21 protein-coding genes and 1 pseudogene are annotated in these 20369 nt (G+C 69.7%); 11 read left to right on the top strand and 11 right to left on the bottom strand.

Annotated elements, in window-relative coordinates:
• On the bottom strand, positions 1–221 hold a 221-nt coding region (locus tag BM436_RS34535), incomplete at its 3' end, for a transposase (RefSeq protein WP_177307656.1).
• An 89-nt stretch (positions 222–310) separates the two neighbouring features.
• On the bottom strand, positions 311–1987 hold the full coding sequence (locus BM436_RS34530; protein WP_093561411.1) for a PAS domain-containing sensor histidine kinase: 1677 nt from the start codon (positions 1985–1987) through the stop codon (positions 311–313).
• 267 nt (positions 1988–2254) lie between these two features.
• On the opposite strand from BM436_RS34530, the gene BM436_RS34525 reads away from it, so the two are divergent.
• The 10 genes from BM436_RS34525 to BM436_RS36780 are packed head-to-tail and all read left to right on the top strand — an operon-like array spanning position 2255 to position 10007.
• Entirely contained in the window at positions 2255–3403 is a 1149-nt protein-coding gene (locus tag BM436_RS34525) for a sigma-54 interaction domain-containing protein (RefSeq protein WP_093561409.1), read from the top strand.
• Complete coding sequence (gene ccmA, locus BM436_RS34520; protein ID WP_093561407.1) at positions 3400–4206, top strand: cytochrome c biogenesis heme-transporting ATPase CcmA; 807 nt, start codon at positions 3400–3402, stop codon at positions 4204–4206. The genes BM436_RS34525 and ccmA overlap by 4 nt, the downstream gene beginning before the upstream one ends.
• Positions 4200–4868: a heme exporter protein CcmB gene (ccmB, locus tag BM436_RS34515; protein WP_093561405.1), complete on the top strand. Its 669-nt coding sequence runs from the start codon at positions 4200–4202 to the stop codon at positions 4866–4868. Before ccmA ends, ccmB begins: the two co-directional genes overlap by 7 nt.
• Before the next feature lie 25 nt (positions 4869–4893).
• A complete protein-coding gene (gene ccmC, locus BM436_RS34510; protein WP_229491032.1) occupies positions 4894–5676 on the top strand; it encodes a heme ABC transporter permease CcmC in 783 nt (260 codons plus the stop codon).
• Entirely contained in the window at positions 5673–5861 is a 189-nt protein-coding gene (gene ccmD, locus BM436_RS34505; RefSeq protein ID WP_093561403.1) for a heme exporter protein CcmD, read from the top strand. Before ccmC ends, ccmD begins: the two co-directional genes overlap by 4 nt.
• Positions 5858–6313, top strand: a complete 456-nt coding sequence (ccmE, locus tag BM436_RS34500) for a cytochrome c maturation protein CcmE (RefSeq protein ID WP_093561401.1) — start codon at positions 5858–5860, stop codon at positions 6311–6313. Before ccmD ends, ccmE begins: the two co-directional genes overlap by 4 nt.
• Complete coding sequence (locus tag BM436_RS34495; protein WP_093561399.1) at positions 6310–8286, top strand: heme lyase CcmF/NrfE family subunit; 1977 nt, start codon at positions 6310–6312, stop codon at positions 8284–8286. The genes ccmE and BM436_RS34495 overlap by 4 nt, the downstream gene beginning before the upstream one ends.
• Positions 8283–8810 carry a DsbE family thiol:disulfide interchange protein gene (locus BM436_RS34490; protein ID WP_093561397.1) on the top strand — a complete coding sequence of 176 codons (528 nt, stop codon included), beginning with the start codon at positions 8283–8285 and terminating at the stop codon, positions 8808–8810. Before BM436_RS34495 ends, BM436_RS34490 begins: the two co-directional genes overlap by 4 nt.
• Positions 8803–9324 (top strand): cytochrome c-type biogenesis protein, encoded by a 522-nt coding sequence (locus BM436_RS38625; protein ID WP_307667096.1) that lies wholly within the window; start codon positions 8803–8805, stop codon positions 9322–9324. The genes BM436_RS34490 and BM436_RS38625 overlap by 8 nt, the downstream gene beginning before the upstream one ends.
• On the top strand, positions 9321–10007 hold the full coding sequence (locus tag BM436_RS36780; RefSeq protein WP_143133478.1) for a tetratricopeptide repeat protein: 687 nt from the start codon (positions 9321–9323) through the stop codon (positions 10005–10007). Before BM436_RS38625 ends, BM436_RS36780 begins: the two co-directional genes overlap by 4 nt.
• A 77-nt stretch (positions 10008–10084) precedes the next feature.
• Here BM436_RS36780 and groL read toward each other — a convergent pair whose 3' ends face one another.
• From groL to BM436_RS34440, 9 genes are all read right to left on the bottom strand, one after another.
• The gene (gene groL, locus BM436_RS34480) at positions 10085–11713 is read right to left on the bottom strand and encodes a chaperonin GroEL (RefSeq protein ID WP_143133477.1); all 1629 of its coding nucleotides are present in this window, start codon (positions 11711–11713) and stop codon (positions 10085–10087) included.
• A gap of 82 nt (positions 11714–11795) precedes the next feature.
• A complete protein-coding gene (locus BM436_RS34475) occupies positions 11796–12536 on the bottom strand; it encodes a lectin (RefSeq protein WP_093561395.1) in 741 nt (246 codons plus the stop codon).
• 3 nt (positions 12537–12539) lie between these two features.
• Positions 12540–13016, bottom strand: coding sequence for a c-type cytochrome (locus BM436_RS34470; protein WP_093561393.1), 477 nt, complete (start codon positions 13014–13016; stop codon positions 12540–12542).
• A 127-nt stretch (positions 13017–13143) separates the two neighbouring features.
• On the bottom strand, positions 13144–14136 hold the full coding sequence (locus tag BM436_RS34465; RefSeq protein WP_093561391.1) for an SMP-30/gluconolactonase/LRE family protein: 993 nt from the start codon (positions 14134–14136) through the stop codon (positions 13144–13146).
• A gap of 17 nt (positions 14137–14153) precedes the next feature.
• A complete protein-coding gene (locus BM436_RS34460) occupies positions 14154–14750 on the bottom strand; it encodes a peroxiredoxin (protein WP_093561389.1) in 597 nt (198 codons plus the stop codon).
• A 21-nt stretch (positions 14751–14771) separates the two neighbouring features.
• Positions 14772–15467 (bottom strand): c-type cytochrome, encoded by a 696-nt coding sequence (locus tag BM436_RS34455; protein WP_229491030.1) that lies wholly within the window; start codon positions 15465–15467, stop codon positions 14772–14774.
• 72 nt (positions 15468–15539) lie between these two features.
• The gene (locus BM436_RS34450) at positions 15540–15914 is read right to left on the bottom strand and encodes a hypothetical protein (RefSeq protein ID WP_093561387.1); all 375 of its coding nucleotides are present in this window, start codon (positions 15912–15914) and stop codon (positions 15540–15542) included.
• A gap of 51 nt (positions 15915–15965) precedes the next feature.
• Positions 15966–17426 (bottom strand): DUF1501 domain-containing protein, encoded by a 1461-nt coding sequence (locus BM436_RS34445; protein WP_093561385.1) that lies wholly within the window; start codon positions 17424–17426, stop codon positions 15966–15968.
• Positions 17427–17535: 109 nt separating this feature from the next.
• Positions 17536–19836 carry a DUF1549 and DUF1553 domain-containing protein gene (locus BM436_RS34440; protein WP_177307801.1) on the bottom strand — a complete coding sequence of 767 codons (2301 nt, stop codon included), beginning with the start codon at positions 19834–19836 and terminating at the stop codon, positions 17536–17538.
• A 419-nt stretch (positions 19837–20255) separates the two neighbouring features.
• Between BM436_RS34440 and BM436_RS38255 the strand changes: the two are divergent.
• Positions 20256–20369 (top strand): annotated as a pseudogene (locus tag BM436_RS38255) (transposase); the annotation flags it as partial.

The following is a 20369-nucleotide window of genomic DNA, read 5'->3' as shown; positions in this document are numbered from 1 at the left end:
CGCTGCGCAAGCAGGTCCCGCATGCTGTGTGCAACGCTGGCGCGACGGCGCTGGTCATCGAACACGCGCGCGATCGACTTGGTCAAGCCAATGCGTTGGTCGACCTGCCGCAGCAGCAGCACGCCACCATCACTGACGATATCGCCGCCATCGAATGCCGCCTCAATCACGCGGCGTCCGACCCTCCCCAAATCCACTGGTTCAACGGTACAATTTGGCATCGGCGGTCCTCGGTTGTTGTTAGGCGTGAGAACCAATAACAACGCGCTTCATGGCGTGGCCGCCGACCTCTTCTCATGAAATATCCGGGCTAGGCGGCGGCCGGCGCGCGCAGCGGCAGCCACACGGCGAAGTGGGCGCCTTCGCCCTCCATGCTGGCCACGGCGACCGTGCCGCCCTGCAGCTCGGCCAGCTGGCGCACCATGGCCAGCCCCAGGCCGGTGCCCTCGAACTTGCGCGCCAGGCTGCTGTCGATCTGGCTGAAGGACTGGAACAGGCGCGCCATGTTGTCCTGCGAAATGCCGATGCCGTGGTCGCTGACGCACAGTTCCAGGAATTCGCCGTACTCGTTGTCGGCGAGCGGGAAGCGGTAGGCCGGCCAGTGGCAGCCCAGCGTGCCCACCGTGCCGCGCGGCACGCGCCGCGCGCACAGCTGCACCGGGCCGCCGCGGGCGCTGAATTTGACGGCGTTGCTCAGCAGGTTGTAGACGATCTGCTTGGTCTTGCGCATGTCCAGCTGCAGCGTGCCCAGGCCCGCGCCGATGTCGAGCTCCAGGCCGATGTGTTGGGCGGCGGCCTTTTCGCGCACGATGGTCAGGCTGTTGGACAACAGGCTGTGCAGGTCGACCGCCTCCAGTTCCAGCGCCATCATGCCGGCCTCCACCTTGGACAGGTCGAGGATGTCGTTGATCAGCGACAGCAGGTGCTGGCCGCTGGTGAAGATGTCGTCGATCGATTCGTGCTGCAGCGCCGTGGTCTCGCCCATCAGGCCGTCCTTGAGCGCCTCGGAGAAGCCGATGATGGCGTTGAGCGGCGTGCGCAGCTCGTGCGACATGGTGGCCAGGAACTCGGACTTCATGCGGCTGGCGCGTTCGAGCAGGATGTTCTTGTCCTCCAGCGCCTTCTCGAAGCGCTTGCGGTCGGTGACGTCGCGCGCGGCGGCGAATACGCCCTGCAGCTTGCGGTCGCGGTCGTGGAAGGTGGCCGCGTTGTACGACACCACCGTCTCCACGCCGTTCTTGGCGCGCACCGTGAGCTCGTAGTCGCTCACCTTGTGCTCGGTCAGCACGCGCCGGATGGCGGCGTCGGCCAGCACCGGGTCGGTGAAGAAGATCTTGCTGGGCGCGCCGATCAGCTCCTCGCGCGCCCGCCCGGTGAGCGCGATCATCTGCTGGTTGACGTCGGAGATGATGCCCAGCGGGTCGGTCATCATCAGGGCGTCGATGTTGGACTCGATGAGCGAGCGGGTGTAGAACTGCTGGTCGCGCAGGCGCTGGTCCAGCAGCGCCTGCGCCGCCTCGACCTGCTTGCGCGCGGTGTTGTCGGTGCCGATCAGCAGGTAGCCGATGATGTGCTCGTGCGCGTCGCGCAGCGCCGTCACCGAGACGATGGCCGGGAAGCGGCTGCCGTCCTTGCGCACGTAGGTCAGCTCGTAGATGTCCTCGATGCCGCGCGAGGCCTTGAACACCATGGCCTCGAAGCCGGGCAGGATGGGCGTGTCCAGCTCCAGGCTCAGCGTGGCGGCGCGCGCGATGATCTCGCGCGGGTCCGAGATGTCGGCCGGAGTGATCCGGTTCACCACGTCGAGCGCGGAATAGCCCAACATGCGCTCGGCGCCGACGTTGAAGATCTGGATCACGCCGCGGTCGTCGGTGGCGATGCTGGAGAAATAGGCGCTGTTGAAGATAGCGTCCTGCAAGGCGCCGGTCTTCAGCAGGTTTGTCTGGGGGAATTCTATGTTGCCATAGCCTAGGCCGGTCGTGTGCATGGGACGCCCAATGTGAGTGGTTCGCGAAGGGGGCTCACAGATTGGCGCCGAACAGCACTGGAGGACGAACAGGCCGGTGGCAAGGAGGAGGGGAATACCCAGTGTAGCAGACTGGGCGGCGCGCGCGATAGATATCGTCGGCGTGTCGCCGGCGGGGGCGCATATCCAGAATATGAATTTGTTTGTTTGGAATGATTCGTGTGCAGATCCGGGACGGGGCGCTACGCTGGCGACACTAACTGATAACACTAAAAACGGGGTATTCACATGGATAATCTTCTCACCTTTCCCGACACGTCGGGCATGGCGCTCTCCATCCGCGCCAAGGCGCTGCTGTTCCACGATCCCCGCTCGGCCGAGCTGCTGCGGCAGGTCGAGCGCATCGCGCGCACCGACGCCACCACCCTGATCATCGGCGAGACCGGCACCGGCAAGGAACTGATCGCGCGCCACATCCATACGCTGAGCGAACGGCGCGGGCCCTTCGTGGCCGTCAACTGCGGCGCCTTCAGCGAGTCCCTGATCGACGCGGAGCTGTTCGGCCACGAGGCCGGCGCCTTCACCGGCGCCACGCAGGCGCGCTCCGGCTGGTTCGAGGCGGCCAACGGCGGCACCCTGTTCCTCGACGAGATCGGCGACCTGTCGATGGCGCTGCAGGTCAAGCTGCTGCGCGTGCTGCAGGAGCGGCAGGTGGTGCGCCTGGGCGCGCGCCAGCCGATTCCGCTGAACGTGCGCCTGGTGGCGGCCACCAACGTGGACCTGCACAAGGCCGTGTCGGCGGACCACTTCCGCTCCGACCTGTACTACCGCCTCAGCGTGGCCACCGTGCAGCTGGCGCCGTTGTACGAGCGCCCCGGCGACATCCTGCCGCTGGCGCGGCACTTCATCGGCGTCTACAGCGGCAAGCTGAAACACGAGGGCGTGACCCTGTCGCCGGAGGCGCAGCTGGCGCTGCTGGAGTATGAATGGCCGGGCAATATCCGCGAGCTGGAGAACGTGATCCATTTCGCGCTGATCGTCTGCCGCGACGGCGTGATCCAGCCGGAGGACCTGAAGCTGTCCGGCATCGCGCGGCGCCAGCTGCACCAGCACGAGCGCCGCGCGGCGGCCCCGGCCCCGGCGCCGGCGCCGGTCAGCGCGCCGTCCTTCGAGGGCTTCCAGCAACGGCTGGCGGCGCTGGTCAACGGCATGATAGAGGCGGACCAGGCGGACCTGTTCGACACCGTCGAGGAGGGCCTGGTGCGCACGGCCTACGAGTCCTGCAACCGCAACCAGGTGCAGACCGCGCGCGTGCTGGGCATCAGCCGCAACATCCTGCGCACGCATTTGAAGCGCTTCGGCCTGATCGGCTACGACACCGCGCCGCTGCCGGGCGAGGACGGCGTGTCCGGGCGCGGCGCCGAGCTGCTGCAATGAGCGCGGGCGGGCTTGCGCTGCAGGCCTGGGGGCTGGCCTGCGACCGGGGCGGGCGGCGCCTGTTCGGCGGCGTCGACTTCACGCTGGGCGCCGGCGAGGCGCTGTGGATCAGGGGCGGCAACGGCAGCGGCAAGACCAGCTTGATGCGCTTGCTGTGCGGGCTGGCGACGCCGTCCGAGGGCGAGGTGCGCTGGTGCGGCGAACCGGTGCGGCGCCTGCGCGAGGACTATCACCGCGAGCTGCTGTACTGCGGGCACGCGGCCGCCGTCAAGGACGACCTGACGGCCTGGGAGAACGTGGCCATGGCCAGCACGCTGGCCGGCAATGCCTGCGACAAGAGGACGGCGCTGCGGGCGCTGGAACTGGCCGGCCTGGGACACGCGGCGGCGCTGCCCGCGCGCGTCCTGTCGCAGGGCCAGCGGCGGCGCGTGGCGCTGGCGCGGCTGCACGTGGCGCCGTTGCCGTCGCTGTTGCTGCTCGACGAGCCGTTCACCGCGCTGGACACGGCGGCCGTGGAGGCCCTGAGCGAGCGCATCGCCGAGCATCTCCGGCAGGGGGGCATGGCGGTCTACACCACGCACCAAGCGCACGCCTTGCAGCCGATACGGCAGCAGGTGCTGGACCTGGACGCGCTGGCGGACGTCCCGCCGGCGCTCGCCGAACGCGCCGCGGAGGATCAGGCTTACGCCCACGCGCCGCGGGCCGGCGGGCTGGGGGCGTTCGCGCGGCGGGCGGCGGCCGGCGTAGCGCGCCTGGCCGCGTCGGCGGTCGCCGCGAGCGGGCGCGTGCCGCTGCCATGCTGAGGGTACTGGGCTGGACGCTGCGGCGCGACCTGTTGCTGGCGCTGCGGCGGCGCGCCGACGCCCTGGGCACGCTGACCTTCTTCGTCATGGTCTGCACATTGTTCCCGCTGGGCGTGGGACCGGAACCGGAAACGCTGCGCGCCATCGCGCCCGGCGTGCTGTGGGTGGCGGCGCTGCTGGCGGGCACGCTGTCGCTGGGACGCCTGTTCGCGCAGGACCACGCCGACGGCACGCTGGAACAGTTGCTGCTGTCGTCCGAGCCGCTGCCGCTGATCGTGGCGGGCAAGGCGGCCGCGCACTGGGTGGTGTCCGGCCTGCCGCTGGTGCTGCTGTCGCCGCTCCTGGCGCTGCAGTTCGGCCTCTCGCCCGAGGCGCTGGCCATGCTGGCCGTCAGCCTGCTGGTGGGCACGCCGGTCCTGAGCCTGGTGGGCGCGGTGGCGGCCGCGCTCACGCTGGGCGTGCGGGGCGGCGGCGTGCTGGTGGCGCTGCTGGTGCTGCCGCTGTACGCCCCGGTGCTGATCTTCGGCGCCGGCGCCGTGGCGGCGCAGGCCGGCGGCGGCCCGGGCGACGCGCACCTGCTGCTGCTGGCGGCCGCGCTGGTGGGTTCCGTGGCGCTGGCGCCGTGGGCCGCCGCCGCCGCGCTGCGCATCTCTGTCGAGTAATCTGTTTTGATAAAGGAAACACGCTGTGCCTAACTACGCAACCATAAACGGCGCGCCGCGAAGCGGGCGCGCCAGCCGCTGGCTGCGGTTCGCATCGCCGCAGGCGTTCTTCCCGGTGGCCGGCGGCCTGGCGCCGCTGTCGCTGGCGGCGGCGTTCGCGCTCACGCTGCTGGGCCTCTACATCGGCCTCCTGGTGGCGCCGGTGGACGCCCAGCAGGGCGACGCCTACCGCATCATCTTCGTCCACGTGCCGGCCGCCTGGTTGTCCATGGTGATCTATGTCGCCATGGCCTTCTGGGCCGGCGTGGGGCTGGTGTTCAACACGCGCCTGTCGGCCATGATGGCCAGCGCGCTGGCGCCCAGCGGGGCGCTGTTCACCTTCCTGGCGCTGTGGACCGGCGCCCTGTGGGGCAAGCCCACCTGGGGCGCGTGGTGGGTGTGGGACGCGCGGCTGACGTCCGAATTGCTGCTGCTGTTCCTGTACATCGGCTTCATCGCCCTGCAGGCCGCCATCGACGATCCGCGCCGCGCCGACCGCGCGGGCGCCGTGCTGGCGCTGGTGGGGGTGGTCAACGTGCCGGTCATCTATTTCTCGGTGCAGTGGTGGAACACGCTGCACCAGGGCGCGTCCGTGTCGCTGCGCAGCGCGCCCAGCATGGCCACGCCGATGCTGCTCGGCATGCTGGTGATGGCGCTGGCCATGTGGGCCTACGCCATCGGCGCCACGCTGATACGGCTGCGCTGCATCGTGCTGGAGCGCGAGCGGCACGCGGACTGGGTTCAACGATACGCGGAGGGACAGCCATGAACTGGAACAGCTGGAGCGAGTTCGCCGCCATGGGCGGATACGGCGCCTACGTATGGGGTTCCTTCGGCGCCACCGCGCTGGCGCTGGCGGGCGAGTTGCTGCTGCTGTCGCGCCGCAAGCGCGCGGCGGTGGCGGCGGCGCGGCTGGCCGCCAGCCTGGGCGCCGCGCGCGGGAGGCGGGCATGACACGCAGGGGGAAACGATTGCTGCTGCTGGGCGTGGCGCTGCTCGCGCTGGGCGGCGCGGCGTGGCTGGTGTTGTCGGCCTTCCAGAAGAACCTGGTGTTCTTCTACACGCCGACCCAGGTGGCGGCGGGCGAGGCGCCGGGCAACCGCAGCTTCCGCATCGGCGGCATGGTGGAGGAGGGCAGCCTGCGCCGGGGCGCGGACGGCTTGAGCGTGACCTTCATCGTCACCGACATGGCGCACCGCACGCGGGTGCAGTACAAGGGCATCCTGCCGGACCTGTTCAGGGAAGGCAAGGGCGTGGTCGCGCAGGGCAGGTTCGGCGACGGCCAGCGCTTCGTCGCGGCCGAGGTACTGGCCAAGCACGACGAGAACTACATGCCGCCCGAGGCGGCCTACGCGATGGCGCAGGCGAAGAAGGCGGGCGACGCGCGCGTGAAGGAGGTCCCATGATCGCGGAACTGGGTAATTTCGCGCTGATGCTGGCGCTCAGCCTCGCGCTGCTGCAGGGCAGCCTGCCGCTGCTGGGCGCGTGGCGCGGACAACGCCGCTGGATCGCACTGGCGCGGCCGGCCGCGTGGGCGCAGGCGCTGTTCGTGACGGCCGCTTTCGGCTGCCTGCTGTACCTGTTCTCGCAGAACGACTTCTCGGTGCAGTACGTGGCGGCGCATTCGAACTCCATGCTGCCGCTGCATTTCCGCCTGGCGGGCGCCTGGGGCGGCCACGAGGGCTCGCTGCTGCTGTGGGTGCAGATCCTCGCGGTGTGGACCGCCGCCGTCGCCTTCAAGAGCGCGCAACTGCCGGAGGAGATGACGGCCCGCGTGCTGGGCGTGCTGGGCCTGGTCAGCGTGGGCTTCCTGAGCTTCATGCTGTTCACGTCGAATCCCTTCGACCGCCTGCTGCCGGCCGCGCGCGACGGCCGCGACCTGAATCCGCTGCTGCAGGACCTGGGCATGATCATCCACCCGCCGCTGCTGTACATGGGCTATGTCGGCTTTTCGGTGGCCTTCGCCTTCGCCATCGCCGCGCTGCTCGGTGGCCGGCTGGACGCGGCGTGGGCGCGCTGGTCGCGCCCCTGGACGCTGGTGGCCTGGGCCTTCCTCACGCTGGGCATCTTCATGGGCAGCTTCTGGGCGTATTACGAGTTGGGCTGGGGCGGCTGGTGGTTCTGGGACGCGGTGGAAAACGCCTCCTTCATGCCCTGGCTGCTGGGCACCGCGCTGCTGCATTCGCTGGCGGTGACGGAAAAGCGCGGCGGCTTCCGCACCTGGACCGTGCTGCTGGCCATCCTGGCGTTCTCGCTGTCGCTGCTGGGAACCTTCCTGGTGCGCTCCGGCGTGCTGACGTCGGTGCACGCCTTCGCCACCGATCCGGAACGGGGCCTGTTCATCCTGGTGTTCCTGGCCATCGTGATCGGCGGCGCGCTGGGACTGTACGCCTGGCGCGCGCCCACGGTGGGCCTGGGCGGGCGCTTCGCGCTGTTCTCGCGCGAGTCGCTGCTGTTGCTGAACAACGTGCTGCTGGTGACGGCGGCGGCCAGCGTGCTGCTGGGCACCCTGTATCCCCTGTTCCTGGACGCGCTGGGCATGGGCAAGATCTCGGTGGGGCCGCCGTATTTCGAGGCGGCGTTCGTGCCCTTGATGCTGCCGGTGCTGCTGGTGCTGGCGGCGGGGCCGTTCGCCGCGTGGAAGAGCGACAGCGTGCGCGAAGTGCTGCGCCGCCTGGCCTGGGTGGCGCAGGCCTCCGTGCTGGCCGGCGCCGCCGCGCTGTTCGGCTGGAAGGCCACGCCCATGGTGGCGGGCGGCCTGCTGCTGGCGGTGTGGGTGGCGCTGGGCACGGCGCTGCACATGGTCCAGCGCCTGGCGCCGGCCGAGGGGGGGAGCTTGCGGGCCAGGATATCGCGCCAGCCGGGCGCCTGGTGGGGCATGCTCGCCGCGCACGCCGGCATCGCCGTGTTCGTGGCGGGCGTCACGCTGGTCAAGGGCACGGAAACGTCGCAGGACGAGAGCATGCGGGTGGGCTACAGCGTGAAGAGCGGCACGCTCGAGTACCGCTTCGTCTCGCTGGAGAAGGTGGACGGCCCGAATTACATCGCCGCGCGCGGCACTTTCGAGGTGTGGCAGGGGGAGCGCCGCATCGCCCTGCTGGCGCCGGAGAAGCGCTACTACACGGTGCAGCAGGCGCCGATGACGGAAGCGGCCATCGACCGCGCCTGGAACCGCGACCTGTACCTGTCGCTGGGCGAGCCGGGCAAGGACGGCGCCTGGCTGGTGCGCATCCAGCACAAGCCCTTCGTGGGATGGATCTGGGCGGGATGCCTGCTCATCGCGAGCGGCGGCTTCCTGGCCGCCAGCGACCGGCGCTACCGGGTGCGCCGGCGCGCCGAACAAACAACTGGGGCCGCTTTGGCCGGAGGAATGGCATGAAACGTTTCGCATGGCCCTTGGGCATATTTCTGGTGCTGGTGGCCTTCCTGGGCGTGGGGTTGCGGCTCAAACCGCAGGAGATCCCGTCGCCGCTGATCGAGAAGGCGGCGCCCTTGTTCACGCTGCCGCGGGTGGAGGACGAGAGCCGGCGCTTCGAATCGAAGGAAATGCTGGGCAAGGTGTGGCTGTTGAACGTGTGGGCGTCGTGGTGCGGCCCGTGCCGCAAGGAGCATCCCGTGCTGGTGGACTTCGCCAGGCTAGGCGTGGCGCCGGTGGTGGGGCTGAACTACACGGACAAGCGCGACGAGAGCGGCAAGTGGCTGGTGGAGCATGGCAATCCCTACCTCGTCTCCGCGTTCGACGGCGACGGCAAGGTGGGCATGGAGTACGGCGTGTACGGCGTGCCGGAGACCTTCGTGATCGACAAGCAGGGCAGGATAAGGCACAAGCACGTCGGACCCATCACGCAGGAAGTGGTGCGGGAGAAGCTGCTGCCGCTGGTCCAGGAGCTGAATCGTGGCTAGCCGCGCGACCGTGAGGCGGCTGGCGGCGGTGGCCCTGCTCGGCGCGGCCCTGGTGGCGGCGCTGGCCGCGCCGGGCGGCGCCTTCGCCGAGGAAACGGCGGCGGCAAAGCGGGCTGAGCCCCATTTGGGGCCAGGCCCCAAATGGGGCTCAGCCCGCCACGATGGCGGGCCGGCGGGGCTGGACGCGCGCGTGGCGGCCCTGGCCGAGCAACTGCGCTGCCTGGTGTGCCAGAACCAGACCATCGCCGACTCCAGCGCGCAGCTGGCGCTGGACCTGAAGGCGGAGGTGCGCAGGCAGCTCGCGGCCGGGAAGGCGGACGGCGAGGTGATCGCCTTCATGACGCAGCGCTACGGCGATTTCGTGTTGTACAAGCCGCCCGTGAAGGCCACGACGTGGCTGTTGTGGTTCGGGCCGTTCGCGCTGTTGGCGGCGGGGCTGCTGGTGCTGCTGCGCGCCTTGCGCAGGCAGGCATCCGCCCCGCCAGGGGATTTTGAAGAGGAGATTGAAGCATGACCGTATTTCTCATTGCCGCCGCCGTCATGGCGGCGTTTGCGTTGGCCCTGGTGCTGCCGCCGTTGCTGCGCACAAGCGTGGCGGGACCGGCCGGCGGCGAGTCCGCCGGCAATGCCTCGCGCGCCACGGCGTGGTCCGTCGCGGTGGCGGTGCCGCTCGTGGCGGCCGGCTTGTACGCCGCGCTGGGCAATCCGCGCGGGCTGGAGCCGGCCGCCGAGCAGGCGGGATTGGCGGCGCCGCCGCGGATCGAGGCCATGGTCGCAAGGCTGGCGGCGCGGCTGAAGGAGCAGCCGCAGGACGCGGCGGGCTGGCGCATGCTGGCGCGCTCGTACGAGACGCTGCGGCGCTTCGATGCGGCGGCGGACGCCTACCGCCGCGTCGTGGCGCTGGAGGGGGAAAGCGCCGATCTGCTGGTCGACTACGCGGTGGTGCTGGGCATGACGCAGAATCAGCGCCTGACCGGCGGTCCCGAGAAGCTGGTCGAGCGCGCGCTGGCGCTGGAGGCGAACCACGTGCAGGCGCTGGCCCTGCTGGGCAGCGCGGCGCTGGAACGCGGCGACTACGAGGCGGCCAGGCGGCCTTGGAGGAAGATCCTGGCGCTGGTGCCGGCCGATTCGGATATCGGACGGCAGATCGCCGATAGCGTGGCGCGGGTGGACGCCCGCGAGGCGGAGAGCCGCTAGCGCGGAGGCTTCCTTCGCGCCGGGGCGACTTGATGGTCCAAGAAAAAGGCTGGTTCGCAACCAGCCTTTTTGTGTTTCTAATGGTCCTCGTCGTGGTGGTGGTCGGGCGGCGGGGGCGGCAGAGGGATGGGATGGACCGTGACTTCGGTCGACAGCAGCAGCGAGGCCACCGACACGGCGTTGCGCAGCGCGCTGCGCACCACCTGCACCGGGTCGGCGATGCCCAGCTCCAGCAGGTCGCCATAGCGCTCCGCCTCGACGTCGTAGCCGAAGCCGCCGCTGCCCCGCAGCACGCGGGCCAGCACCGCCGGCGGCTCCGCGCCCGCGTTGGCGACGATCTGGCGCAACGGTTCCTCGACCGCGCGCAGCAGGATGCGGATGCCGGCGTCATGGTCGGCGTCCCCCTGTGGCGCGCCGGCGACGGCCTGGCGGGCGCGCAGCAGGGCGACGCCGCCGCCGGCCACGATGCCCTCGGCCACCGCCGCGCGGGTGGCGAACAGCGCGTCCTCTATGCGCGCCTGGTTTTCCCGCAGATCGTTTTCCGTGGCGCCGCCCGCCTTGATGATGGCGATGCCGCCGGCCAGCATGGCCAGGCGCCGCCGCAACTGGGCGCCGTCGTGCTCATTCCTTTGCCCTTCGGCGTTTTCCAGCTGGCGCCGCACCAGTTCCGCGCGCGAGGCGATGTGGGCGGCCGTGCCGGCCCCGCCGACGATGGTGGTGTGCTCGCGGCCGATCTCCACGCGGCGCGCCTGGCCCAGGTGGTGCAGCTCGGCGCGGTCGAGCGGGATGCCGTGCTCGCCGGCGACCACGTGGCCGCCGGTGAGCGTGGCGATGTCGTCCAGCAGCGCGGCGCGCTGCGACGCCAGGCCCGGCGCGCGCACCGCCACCGAGGCTAGCATGCCGCGCATGTGGTTGACGACCAGCGCTCCCAGCGCCTCGCCCTCGACGTCCTCGGCGATGACGAGCAGGGGCCGGCCGGTGCGGGCCACCAGCTCCAGCACCGGCAGCAGTTCGCGCAGGCCGCCGATTTTGGCGTCGGCGAGCAGGATGAAGGGCTGATCCAGCTCCACCGTCTGGCGTTCCTGCTGGTTGATGAAATAGGGGGACAGGTAGCCGCGCTCGAAGCGCAGGCCCTCGGTGAGCTGGACTTCGCTGCGCAGGCCGGCGCCCGCCTCGACGGTGATGGCGCCTTCCTTGCCGGCGCGCTCCAGCGCCTCGGCCACCACGGCGCCCAGCGCCGCGTCGCCGTTGGCGGCGACCGTGGCGACGCGCGCGATGACGGCGTTGTCGTCGACCGGGCGGGCCTGGACGGCGAGGGCGGCGTCGATGGCGGCCGCCGTCTGGACCAGGCCGCGCTTGATGCCGGAGGGGCTGTGGCCGGCGGCCAGGTAGCGCCGGCCCTCGCGCACGATGGCGTAGGCCAGCACGATGGCGGTGGTGGTGCCGTCGCCGGCGTCGTGGCCGGTGCTGGCCGCCGCCTCGCGCAGCAGTTGCACACCCATGTTGTGGAGTTGGTCCGGCAGTTCGATGCTTTTGGCGACGGCCGAGCCGTCGCGGGTGATGGCGGGGGCGCCGCCGGCCTGCGCCAGCACGGCGCGGCGGCCGCGCGGGCCCAGCGTGCCCTTGACTGCGTCGGCCAGTATGGCCGCGCCTTCGATGACCCGCGCGCGGGCGGCCTCGCCAAATACTATTTCTCTTGCAGCCATGGTGATTCCTTCGGTGTGGCGGCGGCCCACCGGCCGGTGTCGGGCCGGGCGGGCCGCCGCCGGGTGATGCCCGGTCTATGCGCTAGTTCGCGGCGAAGCAGTACAGCAGGCCGGCGCCGCCGGTGGCGACCAGGTTGGCCTGGCCGCAGCCGCGGCTCGGGTGCGCCGAGTTCCACGAGGTGTTGCCGCCGCCGGTGCGGTCGAAGTGGCCCAGCTGCGCCGAGCCGTCCGCCGCGCTGGTGGTGTAGTTCCTGCACGTCTTGTCGGCCGCGTCGGCGTAGGCGCGGCCGTCCGGCGTGGAACCGGTGATGATGTCGTGCTCGTTCGGCTTGTCGCCCGCGCCCTTGACCGGCTCGTTCTTCTCGCTCAGCACCGTGTTGCGGCTGAGGTTGTTGCCCAGGCGGGCCGCGTCCAGCGTGTCGCCGTGCAGGTGCGCCACGTCCTTGGCGATCTGCACGCCGCGCGTGTTGAACCACGGGCCGTTGCCGATGCGGTCGCGCGCGTTGACGGCGGGCTGGCCGTCGGCCGGCTGGGTGCTGAGGTAGGCGCGCCAGGTCTTCTGGCCGGCGCCGACCGAGGCGGCCAGCTTCTGGCAGTGCGCGTCGGCGCCGGCCAGGCCGCCCAGGTCCGCGCCCTTGCCCAGGCCCTCGCTGGTGACGAAGAAGCTGAGCGGCTTGGCCGGGTCGGTCGAGCGCGCGGTGTTGGGCACGGCCGTCGGCGCGGCGGCCGGCGCGGCCGCGTTCTGCGCGACGGCCACGCCGAAGCCGGTGGCGGCGACGGCCGCCGCCGCGCACAGCAGGGCGGTGTGGAGCTTGATGGTCATGGCTTAATCCTTGTTCTTGAAGTCGTCGTGGCAGCCCTTGCAGGTGCGCTGCAGTTTGGCGAATTGCGCCTTGATGGCGGCCACGTCGCCATTGCCGGCAATGGCGGCCAGGTCGTTGGCCTCCTTGCCGAAGCTGGCGCCCAGTTCGCCGAACTTCTTGCCGTCCTTGAACAGCTCGGGCTTGGCGGTGGTGTCGTGCCAGCCCTTGCCCTGCTCGGTGCCGGCGGCGAACAGCGCGCCCAGGCCGCCGTTGGCGATGGCGGCGATGCTGTTGGCGGCGCGCTGCACCTCGTCCTTGTTGTAGGTGCCGTCCAGCGAGGCCTTGATGCGGCCGGTGTTCCAGGCCACCACCTGGAAGGCGGACTGGCGCCACTTGATCAGCTGCTCGGGTTTCGGAGCCTGCTGCGCGATGGCGGCGCCGGAGCCGGCCAGGATGGCCAGCGCGACGGCGGTGGCGGCGATTTTCTTGATGTGCTTCATGTGGTTCCTGTTTTGGTTGGGAGTGGAATTCGGCGGCGCTTCCCAGGGGACAGACCCTTCGCGCCACTGGCCTCCACCGAGGCCAGGGACAACGAACGCGGGTCTGTCCCCGGTTTGAAGCCGCGTGTTACTTGGCGCGGCCCGCGTAGCCCTGGGCCAGCGTGTCGATCCGGTAGGCGGCGCCGCGGCCGACGACGTACAGGCTCTTCTTGCCCGGGCCGGCGAAGGCGATGTTCTGCGGCGCCTTCGGCAGCGCGATGATGCCCAGCGCCTCGCCCTTGTTGCTGAACACCTGCACGCCAGCGCTGGAGGCCACGTACAGGCGGCCCTCGGCATCCACCGCCAAGCCGTCGGCGCCGCTGCTGGCGCCGGTGTCGGTCTTCTTGAAGCCTTCGAGCTTGGCGAAGTTGCGGCGCGGGCCGACCTTGCCGTCGCCCAGGATGTCGTAGGCCAGCACGTATTCGCCGTAGGTGTTGGCGACGTACAGGGTCTTCTCGTCGGGGCTGAGCTGGATGCCGTTGGGGCGCTCGATGTCGGCGGCCAGGCGGGTCAGGGCGCCCTCGGCGCTGATGTGGTACACGGCCGGCTTGGCCACCGGGCCCGCCGGCGCGGGGGCGGGAGCGGCGCCGTTGGCCGGGGCGTTGACGCCCGAGTCGGTGAAGTAGACGCCGCCCTTGCGGTCCAGCACAAGGTCGTTCGGGCGGCCGAAGGAGGCGCCCTCGTACTTCACCGCCAGCGTGCGCGCGCGGTGCGGCGGGTAGACGATGCCGACCTTGGGATCCTGCACCTGCACCGAGTACAGGTCGCCCTCGGCGCTGAAGGCCAGGCCGTTGGAGCCGTTGGTGTTTTCCAGGAAGGCCGAGGTGGAGCCGTCGGCCGCGATGCGGGTGATGCGGTTGGCCGGCGTCTCGGTGAAGGCGAAGGTGCCGTCCGGCAGGGCGACCGGGCCCTCGGTGCCGTTGAATCCCTCCTTGATCAGGTGCACCGGCGTGCCGGCGGCGACCACGCCGGCGATGGCGGGCGTGGGCTGAGGCGGGGCGCTCGGCTGCGCGGCTTGCTGGGCGACGGCGGCGCCTGCGAAGAGCAGGGCCAGGGCGGCGGGGATGGTGCGTGCTTTCATGGGTTCCTCGGTTTTCCTTAGGTGCGTTTCTGGTTTTTGGCGAGCTGCTGGACGGCTTCCAGCGCCTTTTCAACGTTGGCGGCCGGCGTCAGGCCGCCGACGCTGGCGGCGATGCGGCCGTCCGGGGTGACGATGAAGGTGGTGCGTTCGGTGGTGGCGTGGTCGATGTCCAGGCCGCGCGAGTCCTTCTTGCCGGCCACCGCCTCCTTGACGGCCAGGTCGTAGGAGCGGGCGATGCGGCCGTCGGCGTCGGCGGCGACCGGGAACTTGCCGGCGCAGTAGTTCGGGTCGGCCGAGAAGTCGTTCAGGCGCGCGATGCTGTCGAGCGAGACGCCGACCACGGTAGCCCCTGCGGCGGCGAACTTCTCGTGGTTGACGGCGAAGGTGTGGGCCTGGATGTTGCACCCGCCGGTGAAGGCGGACGGGTAGAAGTAGACCACGACCGGGCCTTTCTTCAAGGCGTCCTTGAGCGAGAAGTCGAAGGCCTTGCCGGCCAGCGAGGCCTTGGTGCTGAAGCCGGGGGCGGCGTCGCCCTCCTTCAGGGCGGCGCCGGCGGGCAGGGCGAGGGTGGCCCCTGCGATTGCCAGCGCGGCGGCCAGTGTGAGTTTTTTCATTTCTTATGGCTCCTGTGGTGGTTACATCTCGGATAGGTAATGGGCCAGCGCGTCGATCTCGGCGTCGCTGAGGGGCGCGATGGCCTGGTTCATGGTGTTGTCGGGACTGTTGCTGCGCACGCCGCTGCGCCAGTTGTGCAGCTGCTGCGAAAGGTAGCTTCGGCCCTGGCCGCCGATCACGGGGCCGGTGCCTGGCGCGCCCTGGCCCGCAGGGCCGTGGCAGGCGGCGCAGGCGGCGACATTGCGGGCGGCGTCGCCGTGCTGGTACAGGCGTTCCGCGATCGCGCCGCTGGCGCCCCGGGGCGTGGCGCCCGCCGCCGGCGGGGCCGCGGTGGCGTGGAGGGCGCCGGCCGTGCGCGGCTCGGCGGCGAAGTAGGCGGCGATGTCGGCCAGGTCGGCGTCGCTGATGCTGTTGGCCATCATGGCCATGAATTCGTGCTTGCGTTTACCGCTGCGGAAGTCCTGGATCTGTTTCACGATGTAGTCCTGTTGCTGGCCGCCCAGCCGGGCGAACTTGCCGTCCTCGCCGGCGCTGTATCCCTGTCCCTCGCCCGGCGCCGCGTGGCATTCCAGGCAGCGCTCGGCCTCGGCCTTCACGCGGCCCGCCGCGACGTCGCCGCGCGACAACGCGGGGGCCGCCGCGCGCGCCGCGACGGGCCGCTTCTGCTGTGCCGCGTGGACGCCGCCGCAGGCCAAGGCCACGCCGAGGGCGAGCACGAGGGCCAGGCCGCACGCCTGTGGCGCGCGTCCGGCACGCGTCCGGGCCGTGTTGAATGGCGGACGTATGGCTTACTCCTTCTTGTAGAACGTGTGGCAGGTGCGGCAGGTGCGCGACAGCGTGGTGGCGGCCTCGGTCGCAGGCTCGAACTTGCCGGTCGAGACCAGCGAGGCGATTTCGGCCGACAGCTCCTTGCTCTGCTTGGCCAGGTCCACCGCGTTCCTGGCGTCGCCGCCCTTTTGCACGAAGTGCGCCTCGACCTCGGTGAACATGCGGGTCAGTTCCTTGGCGTCGTCGCCGGCGCCCTGCTTGTTGGCCAGCGCGATGTTGGAGGACAGGCTCTTGTTGGTGTCCTCGATGTTCTGCATCAGGTCCATGCTCATTTCCGTCTCGGCCGAGCCAGCCGTCGCCGCGATGATCGTCAGCAGTAGTAGTGCTTTACGCATAGGCTTCCAGTGTTTCGTGAGGGCGGGCTCGCGCCCGCCCCGGGATCGAGGTTAGGCGATCAGGTCTTTCACCACCTTGCCGTAGACGACGGTCGGACGCTCGGACCGGCCGTTGTTGAGGAAGGTGGTTTTCAGGTGGTCCAGGCCCATCAGGTGCAGCACGGTGGCGTGCAGGTCGTAGGTGTCGACCGCCTTGTCCTTGTCGGCCACCTGCAGGCCGATCTCGTCGGTGGCGCCGTAGGTGCTGCCGGCCTTGGTGCCGCCGCCTGCCACCCACTGCGTGTAGCCCCACGGATTGTGGTCGCGGCCATTGCCGCTCTGGCCGTAGGAGGTGCGGCCGAACTCGGAGGTCCACACCACCAGCGTCGAATCGAGCAGGCCGCGCGACTGCAGGTCGGCCAGCAGGCCGGCGATCGGCTTGTCGATCATCTTGGCGTTCACGCTGTGGTTCTTGTCGATGTCGTTGTGCGCGTCCCAGCTGGTGATCTCGGTCTGGCCGTCCGGCGCGCCCGACACCACCTGGATGAAGCGCACGCCGCGCTCGACCAGGCGGCGCGCGCGCAGCAGCGTGGTGCCGTAGCTGGCGCTGGTCTCGTCGTTGATGCCGTACAGCGCCTTGGTGGCGTCGCTTTCCTTGTCCAGGTCCACCGCCTCCGGCGCGGCCACCTGCATGCGGTCGGCCAGGTCGTAGGAGCGCAGGCGCGCCTTCAGTTCGGTGTCCGACGGGTGCTTGGCGGCGCCGGCGTGATTGAGCTTGCGCAGCAGGTCCAGCGAGGTGCGCTGCTGGTCGGCGGTGCGCAGGTCCGGCCGTTCCAGGTAGAAGATCGGCGACGGGCCGGGACGGAAGGCGGTGCCCTGGTAGACGGCCGGCAGGAAGCCCGAGTTCCAGTTCACGGAACCGGCCTGCGGCTCGTTCTTGCCGTTGTAGAGCACCACGTAGGGCGGCAGGTCCGGGTTGGCCGAGCCGAGCGCGTAGCTGATCCAGGCGCCCAGCGACGGACGGCCCGGGCTCAGGTCGCCCGTGTTCAGCTTCAGGATCGAGATGTCGTGGGTCGCGCCCACCGTCACGCTGGACTTGATGAAGGCGATCTTGTCGGACTGGGTGGCGATGTTGGGCACCAGGTCGGAGAACCAGTGGCCGCTCTCGCCGTGCTGCTTCCAGTCGCGCTTGCCGGCGTACAGCTTGCCGACGCCGCCCTGGGTGCTGGTCTTGATGCCCTTCAGGAAGGACGCGGGCACGTCCTGGCCGGCCAGTTTGACCAGGTCCGGCTTGTAGTCGAACAGGTCCAGCGTGCTGGGGGCGCCGTTCATGTGCAGCCAGATCACGGATTTGACCTTGGCGGGGAAGTGCGGGGCCTTGGGGGCCAGCGGGTCGCCGCCGGCCGCGCCGGCCAGGTCGGCGGCGGTGGCCGCGTGCAGCAGGCCGCCGCCGGGCAGCAGCCCGGTCAGGCTGGCGGCGCCCAGGCCGAGGCCGGATTTAAGCAGGAAGTCGCGGCGGGATGTAAAACTCATGGTGGTTCCTTGTCAGTTTATAAGTTGGCTGGCATTTAAACCAGAGGCAAACCCCGGGGACAGACCCGGCGGGTCTGTCCCCAGCATCTGCCGTTGGTTTTGCGACCTGTTAGAAGCGGTAGGCGAAGTCGTTCGAATTGGCCACCGTGTGCACCAGGTCGACCAGCGCGGCCGCCCTTACCGGGTTGATTTGCTGGTTCTGTTTCAGGCCGGTCGGCACCGCCACCGCGAACTTGCCGTCGCTGGTCTTGGCCTGGATGATCTTCTCCTGCTTGTCGAGGAAGTCCTTCAGCGTCGCGCGCTCGGCCTTGCTCGGGAAGCGGGCGAACAGGATCTCGTACAGGCGGTTCAGCTGCGCCGTCTCGTCCTTGCCCGCCTCGCGGATCACGCGGCCGGCCAGCGCCTGCGACCAGCCGAACACCACGTCGCTGTTGAACAGGGTCAGCGCCTGCAGCGGGGTGGTCGTCACGTGGCGCTTGTGGTGCGCCGCCGACGGATCGGCCGGGTCGAAGCTTTGCGTGAGCGGGTAGGGCACGCTGCGGCGCACGAACACGTAGACGCTGCGGCGGTTCTGCTCATGCGGATCGGTGGACGCGGTCCACAGGTTGCCGGCGCTGAAGTTGGACGGCACCTGCGGGAACACGGCCGGGCCGCCCAGCTTGTCCTCCAGCTTGCCCGAAGCGGCCAGCAGCGAGTCGCGGATCTGCTCTGCCTCCAGGCGCTTGCGCGGGTAGACCGCCAGCAGCTTGTTCTCCGGATCGGCCGCGACCACGTCGCTGCGCTCGGCCGACGACTGGCGGTACACCGACGACAGCAGGATCTGGCGGTGCAGCTGCTTGACGCTCCAGCCGTTCTTGACGAATTCGGCCGACAGGTAGTCCAGCAGTTCCGGGTGGGTCGGCTTCTGGCCGGCGCGGCCGAAGTCGGCCACCGTGCCGACGATGCCGTTCGAGAAGTACTGGCTCCACACGCGGTTGACGAACACGCGAGCCGTCAGCGGATTATTCTCGCTGGAGAGCCACTCGGCCAGCGCGGTGCGGCGGCCGGACGAGGTGGCGGTCGGCTTGATCTCGGCCTTGGCGCCGTTGGCCCACAGGGCCGGGATGGCCGGTTGCACCTCCTCCAGCGGCGCCTCGTGCACGCCGCCGAAGCGCACGTGGGTGGGCGGCGCGTCCGGACGGCCCAGTTCCGTGGCGGTGGTCAAGGTCAGGCTGCCCTTTTCTGGACGCAGCTTGTCGAACTTGCGCAGGTCGGCGGTCAGCTTCTGGTATTCCTTCCACTTGGCCACGTTCTCCGGATTGTGGTCGGTGCTGTCCTTGTCCTCGGCCGTCAGGCGCAGGTACTGCACGATGTCGTTCTCGGTGGCCACCGTTTTCAGGCGGAAGTTGACCCAGCGGTCCAGCGCCGTCCATTCCTTCTCGGGCTTGAAGATCGACTCGCGGCTGTCGGTCAGATAGCGCTCGTTGTGGTACTTGCGGCCCGCCGTGCGCACGGTGTCCAGGATGGCCTTCTGCTTGTCGCGGATGTCCTTGGTGGCCTCGCGGTAGGCGGCCTGCTGCTTCTCGAACGCCAGCTCGGCCTCGCCCTTCTGGGCCGGCACCTTGTCGTCGAAGCTGGTGTTGGCGAAGAAGGCCTGCAGCTGGAAGTATTCCTTCTGGCTGACGCGGTCCGCCTTGTGGTTGTGGCAGCGCGCGCAGCCGATGGTGGAGGCCAGGAAGGTTTCGCCGACCATGTCGGTCATGTCGGTGGCGATCTGGTATTTGCGCTGCACCAGGTCGCGCGAGTTGAAGTTGTCCGGGTAGCCGGCCAGGAAGCCGGTGGCCACCTTGGCCTCCTGGCTGTCCGGATACAGCTCGTCGCCGGCGATCTGCTCCTTGATGAAGCGGTTGAAGGGCTTGTCGTTGTTGAAGGCGTTGATGACGTAGTCGCGGTAGCGGTAGTTGTTCGGGCGCGTCACGTCGTTCTGGAAACCGGCGCTGTCGGCGTAGCGGGCCAGGTCCAGCCAGCGGCGCGCCTGGCGCTCGCCGTAGTGGGGCGAGGCGAGCAGGCGGTCGGCCAGCTTTTCGTAGGCGTTGGGCGACTTGTCGGCGACGAAGGCCTCGACCTCCTCGGGGCTGGGGATCAGGCCCCAGGCGTCCAGCGTGGCGCGGCGGATGTAGGTGGCGCGGTGGGCGTCGGCCGAGGGCTTCAGGCCCTTGGCCTCCAGCTTGGCCAGCACGAAGGCGTCGACCGGGGTGCGGACCCAGGCCTTCTGCTTGACGACGGGGACCGAAGGCTGCTGCACCGGCGTGTAGGCCCAGGCCTTGGCCGGGGCGGCGGCCTGCTTGGCGGCGGGCTCGTTGTCGGCGGCGGCGGTGAGGGCGGCGGAGGTGAACAACAGCACGGCGATCGAGATGGACTTCAATTTCATGGACAGACTCCTGTTGGATATGGCGGTATTCAGGTATCTATTAGCAACTTGCGGGCCAGCTCGATTCGATCATGTAAGTGGTTGATTTTTAAGGAAACGATCAGTTTTGCGGTAAGCGGGGCTGCTGGTTGGCGCGCAGCGCGGCAGCAGGGTTGGTGTTCGCTCAGCAGCAGAGGTAGGCGGTGTCCAGGCGTAAAAAAAGGCTATGTCGCGGCTAGGTGTGGAACTGCCCGCCCAAACTCAGGTCTGACAAGTACTTGCAGACATGGGAGGCGGCGATGAAGAAGAGTGAGTTCAGTGCGCTAGCGGCACAATTAATTGAGCTGTCACCGGAGCAGCGGGGCGTCATTCGTGAAATGCTGAATGAATGGAGCAAGGGAGCTGAAGCTGGGGAGATCCGGGATATGCTCGCCACCACGTGCACGAGCTGTCCTCATTGTGGAGGGGCCGAGCTATACCGACATGGCCAGGCTCACGGGCTTCCACGCTACCGGTGTCGGGCGTGCCGCAAAACGTTCAATCCCCTAACCGGC

Origin of the sequence: Pseudoduganella namucuonensis (assembly GCF_900116645.1) — a bacterium.
Taxonomy (GTDB): Bacteria; Pseudomonadota; Gammaproteobacteria; order Burkholderiales; family Burkholderiaceae_D; genus Rugamonas; species Rugamonas namucuonensis.
This window is presented reverse-complemented; position numbering and strand designations above follow the sequence as displayed.